This window comes from Thainema salinarum CENA647, from assembly GCF_057732415.1.
Window position 1 is genome coordinate 5,463,501 of record NZ_JBYJZJ010000022.1, and the last position, 15,380, is coordinate 5,478,880.

General features: G+C 50.1%; 19 protein-coding genes. 8 read left to right on the top strand and 11 right to left on the bottom strand.

What is annotated here, in order from left to right; translation table 11 throughout:
* Nucleotides 1–16 precede the first annotated feature (16 nt).
* A complete protein-coding gene (locus tag AC286M_RS30610) occupies nt 17–643 on the top strand; it encodes an ABC transporter permease (protein WP_488207993.1) in 627 nt (208 codons plus the stop codon).
* 121 nt (nt 644–764) lie between these two features.
* Here AC286M_RS30610 and AC286M_RS30615 read toward each other — a convergent pair whose 3' ends face one another.
* From AC286M_RS30615 to AC286M_RS30635, 5 genes are all read right to left on the bottom strand, one after another.
* On the bottom strand, nt 765–2,072 hold the full coding sequence (locus AC286M_RS30615) for an NF041680 family putative transposase (RefSeq protein WP_488204827.1): 1,308 nt from the start codon (nt 2,070–2,072) through the stop codon (nt 765–767).
* Nucleotides 2,073–2,308: 236 nt separating this feature from the next.
* On the bottom strand, nt 2,309–3,364 hold the full coding sequence (locus AC286M_RS30620) for a glucokinase (protein ID WP_488207994.1): 1,056 nt from the start codon (nt 3,362–3,364) through the stop codon (nt 2,309–2,311).
* Between the two features lie 218 nt (nt 3,365–3,582).
* Nucleotides 3,583–3,885, bottom strand: a complete 303-nt coding sequence (locus AC286M_RS30625; RefSeq protein WP_488207995.1) for a DUF2973 domain-containing protein — start codon at nt 3,883–3,885, stop codon at nt 3,583–3,585.
* 263 nt (nt 3,886–4,148) lie between these two features.
* Nucleotides 4,149–4,475: a DUF2605 domain-containing protein gene (locus AC286M_RS30630; RefSeq protein WP_488207996.1), complete on the bottom strand. Its 327-nt coding sequence runs from the start codon at nt 4,473–4,475 to the stop codon at nt 4,149–4,151.
* A 305-nt stretch (nt 4,476–4,780) separates the two neighbouring features.
* Nucleotides 4,781–5,029, bottom strand: a complete 249-nt coding sequence (locus tag AC286M_RS30635; protein ID WP_488207997.1) for a TIGR02450 family Trp-rich protein — start codon at nt 5,027–5,029, stop codon at nt 4,781–4,783.
* A gap of 138 nt (nt 5,030–5,167) precedes the next feature.
* On the opposite strand from AC286M_RS30635, the gene AC286M_RS30640 reads away from it, so the two are divergent.
* The 4 genes from AC286M_RS30640 to AC286M_RS30655 all read left to right on the top strand — a co-directional run bounded on the left by AC286M_RS30640 (nt 5,168) and on the right by AC286M_RS30655 (nt 8,823).
* Entirely contained in the window at nt 5,168–7,066 is a 1,899-nt protein-coding gene (locus AC286M_RS30640) for a sensor histidine kinase (RefSeq protein WP_488207998.1), read from the top strand.
* Between the two features lie 255 nt (nt 7,067–7,321).
* Entirely contained in the window at nt 7,322–7,669 is a 348-nt protein-coding gene (locus tag AC286M_RS30645; protein ID WP_488207999.1) for an antibiotic biosynthesis monooxygenase family protein, read from the top strand.
* A gap of 105 nt (nt 7,670–7,774) precedes the next feature.
* Entirely contained in the window at nt 7,775–7,939 is a 165-nt protein-coding gene (locus AC286M_RS30650) for a hypothetical protein (protein WP_488208000.1), read from the top strand.
* A gap of 344 nt (nt 7,940–8,283) precedes the next feature.
* Nucleotides 8,284–8,823, top strand: a complete 540-nt coding sequence (locus AC286M_RS30655) for a phycobiliprotein lyase (RefSeq protein WP_488208001.1) — start codon at nt 8,284–8,286, stop codon at nt 8,821–8,823.
* A gap of 145 nt (nt 8,824–8,968) precedes the next feature.
* Here AC286M_RS30655 and AC286M_RS30660 read toward each other — a convergent pair whose 3' ends face one another.
* The 5 genes from AC286M_RS30660 to psbN all read right to left on the bottom strand — a co-directional run bounded on the left by AC286M_RS30660 (nt 8,969) and on the right by psbN (nt 11,885).
* Nucleotides 8,969–9,685: a GDSL-type esterase/lipase family protein gene (locus AC286M_RS30660; RefSeq protein WP_488208002.1), complete on the bottom strand. Its 717-nt coding sequence runs from the start codon at nt 9,683–9,685 to the stop codon at nt 8,969–8,971.
* Nucleotides 9,686–9,874: 189 nt separating this feature from the next.
* A complete protein-coding gene (locus AC286M_RS30665; protein ID WP_488208003.1) occupies nt 9,875–10,828 on the bottom strand; it encodes a PhoH family protein in 954 nt (317 codons plus the stop codon).
* A gap of 44 nt (nt 10,829–10,872) precedes the next feature.
* Entirely contained in the window at nt 10,873–11,298 is a 426-nt protein-coding gene (locus tag AC286M_RS30670; protein WP_488208004.1) for a KH domain-containing protein, read from the bottom strand.
* On the bottom strand, nt 11,273–11,521 hold the full coding sequence (rpsP, locus tag AC286M_RS30675; RefSeq protein ID WP_488208005.1) for a 30S ribosomal protein S16: 249 nt from the start codon (nt 11,519–11,521) through the stop codon (nt 11,273–11,275). Before rpsP ends, AC286M_RS30670 begins: the two co-directional genes overlap by 26 nt.
* 232 nt (nt 11,522–11,753) lie before the next feature.
* Nucleotides 11,754–11,885, bottom strand: a complete 132-nt coding sequence (gene psbN / locus AC286M_RS30680) for a photosystem II reaction center protein PsbN (RefSeq protein ID WP_488208006.1) — start codon at nt 11,883–11,885, stop codon at nt 11,754–11,756.
* A 77-nt stretch (nt 11,886–11,962) separates the two neighbouring features.
* Here psbN and psbH point away from each other — a divergent pair, with 77 nt between their 5' ends.
* The 3 genes from psbH to pth all read left to right on the top strand — a co-directional run bounded on the left by psbH (nt 11,963) and on the right by pth (nt 13,406).
* Nucleotides 11,963–12,157, top strand: coding sequence for a photosystem II reaction center phosphoprotein PsbH (gene psbH / locus AC286M_RS30685; protein ID WP_488208007.1), 195 nt, complete (start codon nt 11,963–11,965; stop codon nt 12,155–12,157).
* 192 nt (nt 12,158–12,349) lie between these two features.
* The gene (locus AC286M_RS30690; RefSeq protein ID WP_488208008.1) at nt 12,350–12,718 is read left to right on the top strand and encodes a TatA/E family twin arginine-targeting protein translocase; all 369 of its coding nucleotides are present in this window, start codon (nt 12,350–12,352) and stop codon (nt 12,716–12,718) included.
* Nucleotides 12,719–12,779: 61 nt separating this feature from the next.
* Nucleotides 12,780–13,406 (top strand): aminoacyl-tRNA hydrolase, encoded by a 627-nt coding sequence (gene pth, locus AC286M_RS30695; protein ID WP_488208009.1) that lies wholly within the window; start codon nt 12,780–12,782, stop codon nt 13,404–13,406.
* A 15-nt stretch (nt 13,407–13,421) separates the two neighbouring features.
* On the opposite strand, the gene AC286M_RS30700 is transcribed toward pth, so the two are convergent.
* Entirely contained in the window at nt 13,422–15,158 is a 1,737-nt protein-coding gene (locus tag AC286M_RS30700) for a helicase HerA domain-containing protein (RefSeq protein ID WP_488208010.1), read from the bottom strand.
* Nucleotides 15,159–15,380: the final 222 nt, after the last annotated feature.

Sequence of the window (15,380 nt, forward strand, 5' to 3'; positions counted from 1 at the left end):
TTCCATCAGCCTTGCAATGCTTTATCTTCTACAAAATTTTGGCACCATTCTGACCCTGACCTGGCAGCATCTCCAAATGACGCTGGTGACGCTGGCAGTTGCGATCGCAGTTGCCGTACCGCTATCGCTGGTGATTGTGCGCTATCGCTGGCTGGCTGTGCCCGTCCTGGGCCTTTTGGGAACGCTGTATACGATTCCGAGCTTAGCGCTGATTATTTTACTCGTGCCGCTTTTTGGCCTCAATCGGCTATCAGTGATTATTGCAATGGTGCTCTATAGTCAGGTGATTCTCGTCCGCAATTTGACGGTGGGGTTAAACGGTATTTCCACCGCTGTTATGGAAGCGGCTCGCGGCATGGGGATGAATGGTTGGCAGCGCTGGTGGCAGGTTCAGGTACCTTTAGTCCTACCTGTTTTTCTGGCCGGAATCCGAATTGCCGCTGTTGTCAGCGTTGCGATCGCAACAATTGGGGCCAAATTTGGGGCCGGTGGCCTCGGCGTACTGCTGTTTGAAGGCATCGCCCAAGCAGGTCGCTATGACAAAATCTGGGCCGGTGCGATCGCAGTTTCCATCCTGGCGTTTGCCCTTAATACCAGCCTGCTAGCCCTAGAACATCGCGTGAATCCAGCCCGAAATACGTAGACACGTCTGCATGGCCGCGATTTTATGGAGTTCAATCATCTACTGGAGTTTAGACTAAGGCCAAATTGCACCACCTGTGACAGTGGCGCATGTTTGGAGTAACAGGAGCCGAATGGCGGGGTTAAGGGACAGATGTGGCTTGTTTTTTAGAGCGTTTTCCTCGTTTTCGGATGGTGGGGCAGTAGGGTTTGGGGGGTCGAGGGGTGCCAGTCGGCCAGCCCGGTGATTTTCCTCGGGGTTTGGGAAGTGCAGTCGGTGTGCCCAACTGAGCGAAAAGTGGAGCGATGGAATCAGCCACTCGTCCAGGAGTCAGAGCGGCTTGAGGTTTTTGCCAGGGCAAGGGTTGGTCTTGGACGAGATCACGCGCTAACCATAACTGCCAGGTGGCTAAGGGCATCAAGTCACTCCAGCGTTCCGCCGCTTTGGGGTCTGCCAGTTTCGGCAAGAGCCAATGCAGTCGCTGCTTGATGAAGCGGTACCAGTGGTCGATAGCAAAGCGTTGCAGATAGCGTTGCCAGAGGGTGTCTAAGGGCGGTGGACTCTCGCCAACCCACACCAACCAGAGGGGGCGAGCGGGGCGAGGGTGTCCGGTGGCATCAAGGCGTTGCACCTGAATCAGCCGCATGGGATGAGCAGCGGCTTGCCGAAAATGCAACTGGTGCCAACAGCGCACCCGCACTGTCCCCAACTTGGGATGCTCGAGAATTGCTGTCTCATCGGCTGACCACCAGGTGTCGGGGTCATTGAGTTTGAATTTGTCGCCGTGGACTTTGGGACGTCCTCGTCCACTGTAGGGCGGCGGTGCTCCCCAGAGGTTCAAGTTAGAGCGCAGACGCATGAGTTTATCGGCGGCAATATCAGCGGTTTCCAGCACGAAGCGAGCACAGCCATACTCACTGTCCCAGAGCGTCAAGGGACGACAGGATAACTCTTTACACACTTGCCGCAGTTGAAATGCAGCTTTGCTTAATGGGCTCTCCCAACTGGTAATTCGCTCATGCCGCAAAGGCAAGGCCCAACTGCCTGACTCGGGTGGAATCCAGGCCAACGTACTGTAGCCTTGACCGACGGTAATCGGCCCCCCTCCTCCCACACCCTGAGCCTGATGTTCATACGTCCGTTCGGGTAAGCACTTCGCGTCTGGACGGGGCCATGCCGTATGGTCGCCAGCCAACACCACTGGCTCCTCCTGGGGCAGTTGCTCCAGGTACAGCTGCATCAGTCGGCGGCGCTGCGGTCGGCTGTCATGTACAGCGCTATAGATACTCGGCCATTGGCGACGAAAGAATGGGGAGCGCGAGAGCTCGACAAAGCTGGGCGCTTGCCGTGTCGTCAACACCGCGTCAATGAGTTCAAAGGTCGCATCATGCGCTCGTCCCAAATACTGATGGGCGCGCTGGCGAAATCCGTACAGGCTATCGTAGGGCATAGTAGTCGCTGAGGTGAGTGGTATTGTCTCAGCTTCTGCTATAACGCGGTTCGTGCCTAGCACGACCGCGATTTTCTTTCGCTCTTTAGTCTAAACTCCAGTCATCTATAGTGATTCCAGTTAAGAGTGAGAGAACGAGAGAGGAGAGTGCCTCATCCTGAGGCACTCTCCTCTCTCGTTCTTATCTAGAACCGCTATATAAAATCATCTATAAAATTAACCTGCAAATTCGGAAATCAAAGCCGCGCTGCATAGAGCGACGCTCCAATCAGACCAACCTGGGGATTCAGTACCACATATACAGAAACCCGCTTGAGCAAATCCGTCATCCGTCCTTTGTGCAAAAACGAAGACAGGAAGGGGCCTTCTTTAATGAGCGGCAAATTCTTAGCTGCGATTCCTCCCGCAACGTACAGGCCACCATAGGGCAGCAGCTTCAGCGCTAAATTTCCGGCCTCTGCACCATAGGCGGCCACAAACAGTTCCATCGTTCGGCGGCAGAGCGGATCGCGATTCTCAACCGCAGCTTTAGAGATCACAGCTCCCGGATCAACGCTTTTTTCTGCCAGTCCGGCTTCCTGTTCCCAGAGGCGAATGGCTTTTGCAATGTCAGTCGATTCGCTCATGTGCTGGCGATCGCGCAAAAACTGATAAATGGCGACAATCCCCTGACCAGAGACCACTCGCTCAACGGAAACACGAGTAATTTGATGACGATCCAACAGATAGTCGAGCAACTCAAACTCAACCTGGGAACGTGGCGCAAAATCAGCATGCCCCCCTTCCGAGGGATAGACAAAATAGCGGGACTGCTGCTGAATTAAGAATCCTTGTCCTAAGCCCGTGCCCGCCCCAATAATGGCAATTGGTGCATCGGTTTTAATCACTCCAGTCTGCAAAGTGTACAGATCCTGGCTCGTTAAGCCCAATACGCCGTAGCCAACCGCCTCAAAATCGTTGATCAACTGCACCTGATTTAAGTTTAATTCCTTAGCCAGTCGGTCTGCCGATAGTGACCAGGATAGATTGGTCAAGGCTGACGTATTGTTTACCACTGGGCCTGCGATCGCAAAACAGGCCGCCTGCGGCTGTGGAGTTTGGCCCAACTGATTTGCCGCGCTTTGCAGAAAAATCTGCACCATTGGCACAAGATCAGGAAATTCTCGGCTAACATACTGCTGCTCATAAAGCGCCTGCTGTTCGAATCCAGCTTTATTCTGCGCTGGCATCGACTCCACGAGTCGAAGAATGGTCTTTGTGCCACCAATATCACCTGCAATCTGTTGGGCCATGAATCTTCATTAATCAAGTTCTGCTTGTTATCAGGATACCTTTGCGCTCCGTAATCTACGCCGAATCTCTTTCCGATGAAGGAGTAACGTAATTTGGTCTGATCAGCAAAACCCATAATTTAGTCTGTTTACGTGAGGCGCTTGACCTGCGGTGAAAGACTAAATTATGGGTTTTTCAGGTTGACGCACTGGGATCCGGCTGCAGCGTTAGCTCCGGTCTATGAGTCAGAAGACTCGCGGCGCTGGTTATCTGGAGCATCATACAGCGCATCAAGCTGGTTACGGGCATCTTCCAACGTCATAGACTTCATCACCAGCAGAGGTTCACGAATCACCGAGCCAGCATCATCTAGCATTTCTGGATGGGTCACGGTTGGCGATGCCTTACGTCGTTTGGGAGCAGCCCAATCCGATGCCGGTCGATTGACATCAGAACTAAACATCAGCAGATTGCGAATCAAATTACCAACGGCCAGAAACGCAAGTACTGTAAAAGCCAAAATATAGAGGAGCTGTAACATGGTTCTTTACTTGAGGAATGTGATGGATTTGGAGCAAGGAGCAGATCAAAATCGAGAGTTACACCCAGGAGTAGGCAAGACTTAATCCAATATCACGTTAGTCCCCGACCTCAGTTCGTCTGACTGGTCGGTTCGTCTGACTTAGAATTATTGTCTCACTGTGTATTACTGCGCGTTTAAATTGCATTTAAATTCTGCATTCAAGTTTTGTCTTATATTAATGTTTCCATTTTCTCAGATTTCTCCCTGAGATCCTAGACATCCTAATCCTCAATTCGCCGATTGGCTCGATGGCGCATGGCCACCTGCCAGCATTCTGTCACCAGATGATGCCATGAAAGCAGAACGGACGTATCAACTCCTGCCTGATTATCCATTAGTTTAACCATAGTCTGCGTCGCACGAACCAGCTCTGCCGCTGACTGCACGCGATGGAGCAAATCTGTTTGTTCTGCATCAGACAAAAACTCGATTCGCTCGCTTTCCAGTAGCGATCGCGATCGGCCAAACCAATACGTAAAGTCATCGAGCAGCGGTTCAAGCACGTTTTTTAGCAGTTCTGAAGATTCAGACGAATTGGAATTGAACATAATTAACTCTGGATGATTATCTCTGACAAACAGGAGCAAAACTGAGCAATATCTTATCTATTGTTTATATTTCTTAACGTTAGTCTAGTTGTTTTTTATCAAACTTGCGACCGGCGTTGCATCGCCCGGCAGACTGAACAGAGGAAACTCGCTCGAGTTCACCTTCCCCCGATGCTCTTACCGCTATCGCTATCGCCTTTTTGCTGAAAGAGTTGTTGAGATAGTTACAGTTACACCATCAACCGTTCAATTAATTGAACGGTTGATGGATTTCCCAATGTCCTAATCCATGCGAGTTGGGTGCTTCAACTGAGTGGCGACTGTTCTTGTTCAGAAAGTGATTGCCAACCCGCCTGCCACAGTCGTCGATTCTTTAAAAGGCTGGCATTAATCCAAAAGCGCACCTCTGGATCACAGGCCGCCACTAGTTCCGCAAAAACCCATTTCCCCTGATTTTTACGGTTCATCACCTGAAAATGACGCCAGCCCAGCATGGTTTGGCAGGCTGTCCACTTTGAACCAACAAGATGAGGAAATTTCTTCTGCTTCGGCATAACAAAAATAGATGGCTGGGCATACTACGGATGGAGTCTTCCCTTGGATAGATATTCCACTATTTCAAATTGCGATCGCACCACTGCACTGTCGCAACATCGTGTTCCCTGAGTCAACTTTGGATCAGATTGAAAGGTATGCCCGCATTTCGAGTGCCAACGTCTCGCCAGTTTTTAGAACAAGCTGCAACGCTCACGGCTTCCATAACAACGTTGCCCAGACTATTAACAGGAGCTGTGGTTGCGATTTGTATACTGCCTTTTATCCTAAACCAGCTTGGAGTTGATTTCGGCTCAACTTCGCCGAGCGTATCAAACGGATCCATTGAGGCATGGCTAGAGCAATCACCAGATCAGGTGATTGAGCAATTGCACAACACGCTATCGGGCAGCTTTATTCATACGATTTTAGAGTGGAGCGCATTTTGTGCGGCTCTATTCACAGCGACACTCGCCTTTTCTCACTTCAGCATTAAGCGAGACGCAACCACCCCAGTGATTGGGGTGGCGCTGCTATGTGCTGGGTTAATGGATGCTTTTCATACGCTAGCAGCGGATCATTTAATTACCGCCGTACCTGACCCCCAGAATCTAATTCCATTCACCTGGGCCATCTGTCGCATGGCTAACGTCTTGTTGACAATTGCGGGGATTGGTATTTTCCTCATATTCAAACCTGCACGGTGGCAGCGCAGTCTGACGTTTGTATTAATCACCTGTCTGGGCTTCGGTGCGATCGCATATAGCGTTATCTATTTTTGCGCCACGAGTGAAACTCTACCAACGACGCAATTCCCCAATTCGTTGATTACTCGTCCTTGGGATGTTGCACCCTTAGTTCTGTTTGCGTTGAGTAGCCTGTTCATTTATCCCCGCTTTTATCGGCAATATCCCAGTCTGTTCTCCCATGCGCTGATGATCAGTGCAATCCCCAATGTCGCCACACAGATCTACATGGCATTTGGATCATCCACACTGTTTGACAATGCCTTTAACATCGCCCACTTTTTAAAGATTTTGGCTTATCTGGTTCCCCTCATGGGCCTGGTGCTGGACTATTCACTAACCCACCAGCAATCCAAACTGATTACCGCTGGACTAGAGCAGGAAATCTACGAGCGCCAACAGGCCCAGCTTGCGTTGGAACACAGTGAGGCTGAAGCTCAGGAAAAATCACAGCAGCTTGAACAAGCGCTAATAGATTTGCGCCAGGCTCAAGCCCAACTGATCCACAGTGAAAAAATGTCGAGCTTAGGTCAGCTTGTGGCCGGAATTGCCCACGAAATCAACAATCCGATCAACTTCATCTACGGCAATATCATTCACGCCACCGATTATGCCGATGATCTGTTACGGCTCATGCAGGCGTATCAAGCTGAATATCCTCAGCCCAATGCAAACCTACAGCGACAAATTGACAAGGTTGATGTGGAGTTCATTGCCGAAGATTTACCGCGACTGATGGCGTCTATGCGAGTTGGCTCCGATCGAATTCGGCAGATTGTGGTGTCACTCCGCAACTTTTCGCGGCTGGATGAGGCCGATTTGAAGGCTGTGAATATCCACGATGGGCTGGACAACACGCTGATGGTGCTGAAAAGCCGGCTCAAAGCCAAGCGCGATCGCAGATCCATCCGCGTCATCACCCAATATGACGATCTGCCATCTGTGGAATGTTACCCAGGACAGCTCAATCAGGTGTTTATGAATCTGCTCAATAACGCAATCGATGCGCTGCGCAGTTGCCCCCAGTTAGAAGATCCCTGCATCAAAATCCAAACGCGACTGCTACCCGATAATCAGGTGCAGATCTCGATTCGCGACAACGGCCCAGGTATTCCCCAAAAGCTGCAAACACGCATCTTTGACCCATTTTTCACAACTAAACCTGTGGGACAGGGAACAGGACTTGGGTTGGCCGTTAGCTATCAAATTGTGGTTGACAAACACGGTGGATCGTTGATCTGCTGCTCTCAACCGAATGAAGGGGCTGAATTTATTGTGCAGATTCCGTTAGCGGTCGCTGGGGTAAGGTGAGGCAAGAGGCGAGAGGCGTAAGAAACAAAGCAAACTTCATGACAATCCGAAATCCAACATCCAACATCTAAAATCCCCCACCGTTGGATCAAACTGTTACGAGTTGCTTAAGAGAATCCTTTAATCCGCAAGCATTACAGAGCGCAGGCTGAGAATGGAGCTAGCGATCGCAGTTTTTGGTCTTTGATTAACCTGACCGAACTGAATATGAAACTGAATGTGCGATCGCATTAGCACATGATTCAAGAGGACACGATGAGCGACTTTCAAGATTTTCTACGGATTAAAACCGCTTACGTTGCTAAGGGTGAATTCAAGCCGGGTAAATTCAACGAAGCTAAGCAGCTTTATGCCGAGGCTGTTTCAACCTATGGTGCCGGATTTCAAGGAGCTTATCTCCTACAGGAACCGGGCACCGATCGCGGCATTGCCATAATTCTGTGGGAAAGCGTATCAGATATGGCAGAAAATCAGGACGATGCCCACGAAGCTGTGTTGCAAAAGATGAATCCCCTATTTGCTGGCAAACCAGAAACGGCGTTCTACGACGTTGTCTGCGATATCCAACCCAATGAAACCCATGCTGCCACTGAAGTCCGGTAGCAGGAGTGATCAAAGTTGGACGATATGACAGCCGTTTGCAGTTCGCACTCCGGAGTGTGCAGCATTTGGGAAACATCAAACGGTGTGAGTTGTGAGGAACTAATCATGCTTTGTGACACCTGTACTCGCCAACGTCTCTGCCCACCGTGGCAGCTTGCCCAGCGCGATCGCAAAATAGCAGCCATGCTTGAGCAACTGAAGCGCTGTGCATTGCGGATTCAAGTTGCATCCCATGTATCTCAACCTTCTCTTCATCCTCCTGCTCGATGAGTAGGCCAAAAGGGGCAGACTTGACTGCGAGGTTGACCAAGGGATAGACATTCAGCTCACTAAAAGCACCCATATGGAGGATGCGAAACAGGGGATCGGTTTGGGTAGGCTAAGAGCAGTATCGTTAAGCCAAAGGGTCTGAACTCCATATCTGACTCGATTTGAATTTTCTCATCACTCAGGTTCATCTCGCCTGATTTTATCTGGTGACTTCATGTGGGTGGATGCTGAAATGTTTAATCTCGTGCTAATCTCATGTTAAGAAAGGTAACAATTTTACCAGCAGGACTTGATTCCGTTGAGGATACTTGTCCGCAAGTTGTTGTGGTGAGGATCAAACACTCGTGACTTTAGCTGTACCATTCACCCAAGTTGCAGAAACTCCGCTGATTGTCAGCTTCTTCCAGCGGTCAGAAGGGAACTGGCGTTCAGAACGTCGCTATTACACCCTGCCCGATGGCGAAACCAAGGAAATGGTAAGCCACATTACGGTGGAGTTTTTAGAACAAGGATGTCCTGAACTGCGGCATCTAGCAGAACTTCATGAATTGCAAGACCTCAATGCCATGATCTGCGGCACCAAGGTCAGTTGGCAAAGTCATGAGTCAGCCACAGGACGCAAAAAGTCCAAAGGCTCAACCCTGTTTGGCGCTTTAGGCGATACGCTCTATCGCGATCGCGGTTTTGCTACCCTAAAGCCAATCACGGCTCAGTTCTATTTCAATAATCCTGAAACACTCTGTCTCCGCACCGAATATGACGGCTCGATGTTTGAGGAAGAACTGAAGCTTGTGGGCAGTCAGTATCGCACCCGCCAAACTATTATTTCCCGCGCGGGTGAACAGCAAATGATTGGTCAGTACCTAGAAAAGCGCGTAGTGTAAATCCAAACCCAAAAGAGCCGTAGGCCGCCGTAACGGCGGCCTACGGCTCTTTTGGGGTCTCGTACGAAATCTGCTCATAAAAAACCAGTTCTCATTTTGTGCGAAAGTCAGGCTGTGCCTGGCTTTCGCACAAAATGATTCGGCATTACATAGAGCCAGTTGATGAGGCAAATTCAGTCAGCGGTTTCCACATCATTACGGTGTCAAACAGCGACCGATAGCCCTCTACATTCGGATGAATCCCATCCTCGCAAAGCCGCGACTGCCACCAGTCATCTCCCTGACTCAGCCAGTGATCGAAGATATCCAGGTAGGGAACATGCAATTGGCGACAAATCTGCCGCGACGCTTCCTTATAGCGATACTGATCGCGATGGGAATAGTAAAGACAACCCGCGTAAGGCATCTTACGCTCGTCCACAGGCGGCATTCCCACCACCCAAACTGGGCAAAACTGTTTTGCCTGCTCGAGTAAGCGGGACATTTCTTGCTCAAAAACATCCAGCTCGATCATTGCCCGACCGTCAGGCCGACTCACACGCGCCGAATCATTCAGTCCAACACCCAGCAAAATACCGTCCGGTAGCCGATTACGCAACTCGCCCCGACAGCTAAATTCCGTCTCTAATCGCTGGGCAACCTGCTGCACACCATTACCTCGCACACCCAAGTTATAAACAATCACGCCTGGATCATTGGGGTTTTCAGCAAACATCCAGTAGCGGCGCAGCCGCTCTACCCAGCCACCGCCTTCCGGATCGCCATAGCCGTAGATCAAACTATCTCCTAAAGCAATCAGTTTGCGCGGATGGGCAATCACGGTCGATTGCGATCGCAATGGCACAGGACTGATAAGCGTCATAAGCGCGAATAAGTGATTTCAACGCAACATAAATTGGCTTGGCTCGATTAAGCAAACCTACCTAGCCAAAGAGAGTAACATTTCTATCGCCAACTTTGCAATTCTTGATAATCAGCTCAGTTGAATCCACATCATCACAGCCAACTGAATGAACACACTATTAACCGACCACCATCAACAACCATTGACTTACGACTCATGCCGCTCATAGGCCGCCACAATTTTCTGCACTAGCGGATGTCGCACTACGTCAGCTTGGTTCAGGTGGCAAAACGCAATTCCCTCAACGTGCTCTAGAATTCGATGCGCTACGGCCAATCCAGACTGTTGATTCAGCGGCAAATCAGTTTGGGTAACATCCCCTGTCACCACCATCTTGGATTTGAAGCCCAGCCGCGTCAGCACCATCTTCATCTGGGCTGGAGTTGTATTCTGTGCCTCATCCAGGATGACAAAGGCGTTGTTGAGCGTGCGGCCTCGCATATAGGCCAGCGGCGCAACTTCAATCACGCCCCGCTCCATCAGACTAGGAATTTTGGCCGGATCAATCAGCTCATGCAGTGCATCGTAGAGCGGTCGCAGGTAGGGATTAATTTTTTGCTGTAGGTCACCAGGTAAAAAGCCGAGCCGTTCACCCGCTTCAACGGCAGGCCGAGTCAAAATCAGCCGCTCAAATTCCCCTGCCATCAGCGCTTGCACGGCCACCATTGCCGCCAGAAACGTTTTTCCGGTTCCGGCGGGGCCAATGCAAAACGTCATATCGTAGCGACGAATCGATTGCACATAGCGACGCTGACGAAAGGTTTTGGGCCGAATGGTATCGCCACGCCGTGTACGGGCAATGACATCTCGCTGTAAATTCTGTAAATCATCTTGCCGCTGGGTATCGAGCGCTTGCTTCGCAGTCAAAATATCAGGACTGCTAACCGTTTGTCCCTGGCCCCAAATTTCCTCCAGCGACTGCACCAGCCGACGGCATAAATCAACCTGATTTTCCGTACCGGATATCAAAAGCTCCTGTCCCCTCATGACGGCAGTTGCGCCAGTCTGATGAGACAAGAGCTTCAGGTTTTCTTCTTGATATCCAGCCAGTGCGATCGCAGATTCTAAACTAGGCAGTTCTAGCGTAGTAGTGGTTGTCATGAAAGACGTCAAGCTTGTTCAAGAACATTTGAACTCATTCTAATTCAGTTATCACGAGGTTTGGGTCGCGACCTGCGCCCTGAATCAGGCCGAGGTTTCGAGCGGTGGTTGGATGAACTACGGTGCGATCGCTCCCGTGAATCACCGTCATTGCCGCTGGAAGAGCTGCCATGTACGTCTAAGTGAGCAGAATAGCCCGATAGCTGAGCTACGGCTCCCAAAATCGTTCTCACAGCCTGGATATTGCGCCCGCCTCGGCCAAACACCCGCCCCTTATCTTCACCATCGAATGCAACTCGAATTAAAACCCTGCCTCGGGTTGCTGAAGCCTCACAGTCAATCTTCAGCGAATCAGAAGATTCAACCAGAGGCTCCAGCAAAAAGCGAGTCAAGGCCGTGAAGTCAACGGGTGAAGAAGCCGCAACAACTGAATTTTCAGCCGATTCAGGCTTTGAGTTGTTCGAAGACACTAGCTTTCTCAAGAATGCTACGGACAGTATCAGTGGGCTGTGCACCCTGCTTTAGACGGCGCACAATTGCGGGCACATCCAAACGTGTTTCGTCGGTTCTGGGATTGTAGAAGCCCAGTTCTTCTAGAGGGCGACCATCGCGGCGATCGCTGCTGTTCATAGCCACAATGCGGTAGCTAACTTCCCGCTTTTTGCCGTATCGCTTGAGCCGTAACTTAATCATCCTGAATCAGACTACTCCTTAAAAATTTGCCAGTGAAGCGACAGATATTTCAGCTTCCTTCTGAATTCACAATTTTATCACAACAAACTCGACAGCTTGCCCCAATAAGCCAAGCTGTCTATTTGCCGCAATCGCATTGAGACAGAATAACCAAATATCTTAGAGGTATTCCACTATTCGGTTCTGTCTCGGTTATGTAAAGGCTCAGATGCCAGTTAGAATGACTCAGATTTTAATCTTCATGATCTTCAAAGGGATCACTGAGCTGCTTGGCCGGTGGGCCAAACGCCGTATAGACACCAATTCCGGTAATGACGACCAGAATGGCTGCGATGGAAATACTAAGAACTGTTGCAGGTTCCATAGGTTAAATGAGAAAGATAAGTGACCTTCTCCTATAATATTACGGATCATTAAAATAGATTTCAGTACAGGATAGCTATGGCACAACGGACTCGGTTGGGAGATTTGCTCAAGCCTTTGAACTCCGAATACGGTAAAGTTTCCCCTGGTTGGGGCACAACGCCGTTAATGGCTGTGTTTATGTTGCTTTTCTTAGTCTTCTTACTCATCATTTTGCAAATCTACAATTCGTCGCTGCTCCTAGAATCCTTCAACATGGATTGGAGGGGTTAAACCCAAGCAACGGGCTGCTTGTCTCCCCCTGCGGTGCGCCGCGCGGGGAGACTTTTTGTATGATGTCAGTGGCAAAAGCCCTAACATGGTTATAGTGACATTTGGTGAACTGACGCTCTGCTGGGTTCTAGTGCCCTAGATGTGAGGAGCAATACACCGTAACGAGACACAGTAGCTACAGGAGGACACAGCGTGAATATCTTTGGCATCGGTCTGCCGGAAATGGCGCTGATTTTTATCGTTGCCCTACTCGTTTTTGGCCCCAAAAAGCTACCTGAAATTGGTCGCAGCCTGGGTAAAGCCATTCGTGGATTTCAAGATGCATCCAAGGAATTTGAAAACGAGTTCAAGCGAGAGGCGCAAGAGATCGAAAAAAGCGTGCAGATGAAAGCTACGATTGAACCACCCCAACGCAAAGCTTTACAGTCTGATGCCGTGCCCTCAGCCGAAGAGGTAGATAAGGCAGCGGAGCCTACTGCTGAAACAGTGGCAACTGAATCTCAAGCAGATACGACAGAAGAGGTTGCCGCAACTCCATCAGAGCAGCCATCTAATACTTAGTATTTCTAAGCGATTTTGAGTGAAAATGATGAATGTGTCTGCTCAACCAGAATCCCAATCTATGGGCGATGCAACTGAGGCTTTAGTCATTCCTGAACTGATTGTAGGTTTGGGTAATCCAGGATCGAAATACGAAAATACCCGTCACAACGTTGGCTTTCAGGTAATTGATGCCTTGGCGAAACGGTGGCAGGTAAACTTATCCGAAAATCGTAAGTTTCAGGGCTGGTATGGCGAAACGACGGTTGGCAGTCAGCGCAGTAAAGTTCGGTTGCTGAAGCCGACCACATATATGAATCGTTCCGGGCAGTCGGTTCGAGCCGTACTGGACTGGTTCAAAGTTTCGCCTGCCAAGATCCTGGTGGTCTATGACGAGATGGATTTGCCGCTAGGTCGAATTCGGCTGCGTCTCTCGGGTTCAGCGGGGGGACACAACGGCATGAAGTCGATTATTTCCCATGTGAATACTCAGGAATTTCCCCGCCTGCGAATAGGCATTGGCTCACCCAAAGATGAGAATACAGTCACCAACGATGCAGTCGGGCATGTGCTAGGCCAATTTTCCAAAGCCGAACAGCCAATTCTGTTAGAAGTGCTCTATTTGGCGCAGGACAGCATTGAACTAAGCCTCAAGCAGGGCGTAGAAAAAAGCATGAGTCTCTACAACGGTCGAGCGGTTGAGATTTAGAGCATTCTCAAGCATCTAGAAACCCAAGTCCGCTTTGGCTGATTCCGCTGCTTTGAATACGGCAGCGGTCGGCATTTCTTCCCAAGCCGTGTCGCCAATTTCGGCATAGAAGCTTTCGTCATAGGGACGAGTCCGCACCACTACAGGCATCGGGACCGCGTGACCCAGAATCAGTGCTTGCTGTTTGGAATCTAACTTGGCCAGCACCGATCGTAAACTTTGGCTGCCTGCAACTCCGGTAAAAATTGCGTCAATATCTTTCTCGTCATTCAGCAATGCTGTGATCCGCGTGCCGACTTGGGACATCACTTCATTATCAATTCCAGAGGGACGCTGATCGACGACGAGCAGGGTGACAAAGTACTTGCGCATTTCCCGCGCAATCGTGCCGAAAATCGTTTGCCGAGCGGTCGCCGGATCGAGAAAGCGGTGGGCTTCTTCAATCGTGATCATGAGCTGACGGGGGCGATCGCAAATATTTTTGGTTTGCAGAAACTTCTCAGCTTTACGCACATAGCTGGCGTGAATTCGCCGCGCAATCACATTGGTTGCTAGCATGTAAGACAGCATGTTGGACTGAGAGCCAAATTCCACCACGACATGCTTCCCCGCATCGATCGCTTCGAGAATCTGGCCGATGTAATTATGAGGACAGGTGTTGCGGGTGTACTTCAAATCATCAAGTCGCGTCAGCTTGCGTTGAAGCGCCATAATCGATGACTTGCTGCCCATCTTCGTTTCACAGAACTCCTGAATTTCCTCGTTATTAAGGGTCAGTAGCCGCGAAATCCAAGATTTGCCAAACTCGTTACGCAGGATAATTGCATTTTCCAGGCTGGCCTCAGAAAGATTTAGTTCTCCCCGCACCAGCATCAGATCCTCCACATCAATTTGGTCATAGCTGATGTAGAGTTCTTGCGCGTCCCGGACGCCGCGCCGCTTCGTCGATTCCGGGTCGAGCGTAAAAATCTGCACCTGTCCCGGAAAGAGCTGCCGCAGTCCTTTGACCGTGCTGAACTGCTTGCCCTCACTGGCCGCTTCCCAGCCATATTCCGAGTGCATATCAAAAATCAGATTGACCGCCGCCTGTTTGCGAATCACGCCCGACAGTAGCAAGCGCGTTAGGAATGATTTGCCCGTACCGGACTTACCGAAAATGCCGTTGCTGCGCTCTACAAACCGATCCAGGTCAATACAAATCGGCACGTCCATATCAATCGGTTTGCCAATGGAAAAATTGCGCCGATGGGGGTCGTCTTCCCAGCCGAATACCACGCGGAAATCTCGCTCAGAGGCATCATAGACCTGGCTAAAGTGACTTGGGATCGTCTTGACAGGCAGCAGCTCGACAGGTTCACTACTCTGAGCTTGATATGATCCAGCCTGAGCCTGAGTCGAATGGGATTTGGATTGATTATTAGAAGAATCGCGCGACTTGTCCTGCTGGTGCTGGGTCTGAGGCGTAAACATAAGCATGGGCGACAGCGCAATCGTGCCGTAGGTGCCGGAACCGGCTAAGACTTCCTGCAAAAACAGATTACCAGGATCGGGCGGATTGGCGATAATTCGCTGGCTTGAAGTGCCGAGCGTGACGTCGGTAAGCATGCAGAAAAAGCGCGATCTCATTCCCTGCACCACCAGAAACTTGCCTACCCGCATTTCTTCCACCGAGACATCAGCGTGTAGACGTACCTCTAGACCTTGGCTGAGAGAACCTTGAATGACGGAACCCAGCGGCTTTTCTAAATCCATCGAAAACGCCCAATTAGCTCAATACATTTGATCGCTTTGGCCTATCGTAGCTCAGTTATTGTCTGTAATACGAGCGTTCTATTTGCATTTTGTAAGATATTTCCCCCTTAGCAGGCAGGTTCCGTCGCGATTTGGATTTAATACTCTGTAAATCAAGTTTTGATGGTTGATGTGCCGCGCGGAGCGCGGCACATCAACCATCAAAACTCATTAAAACTAAAG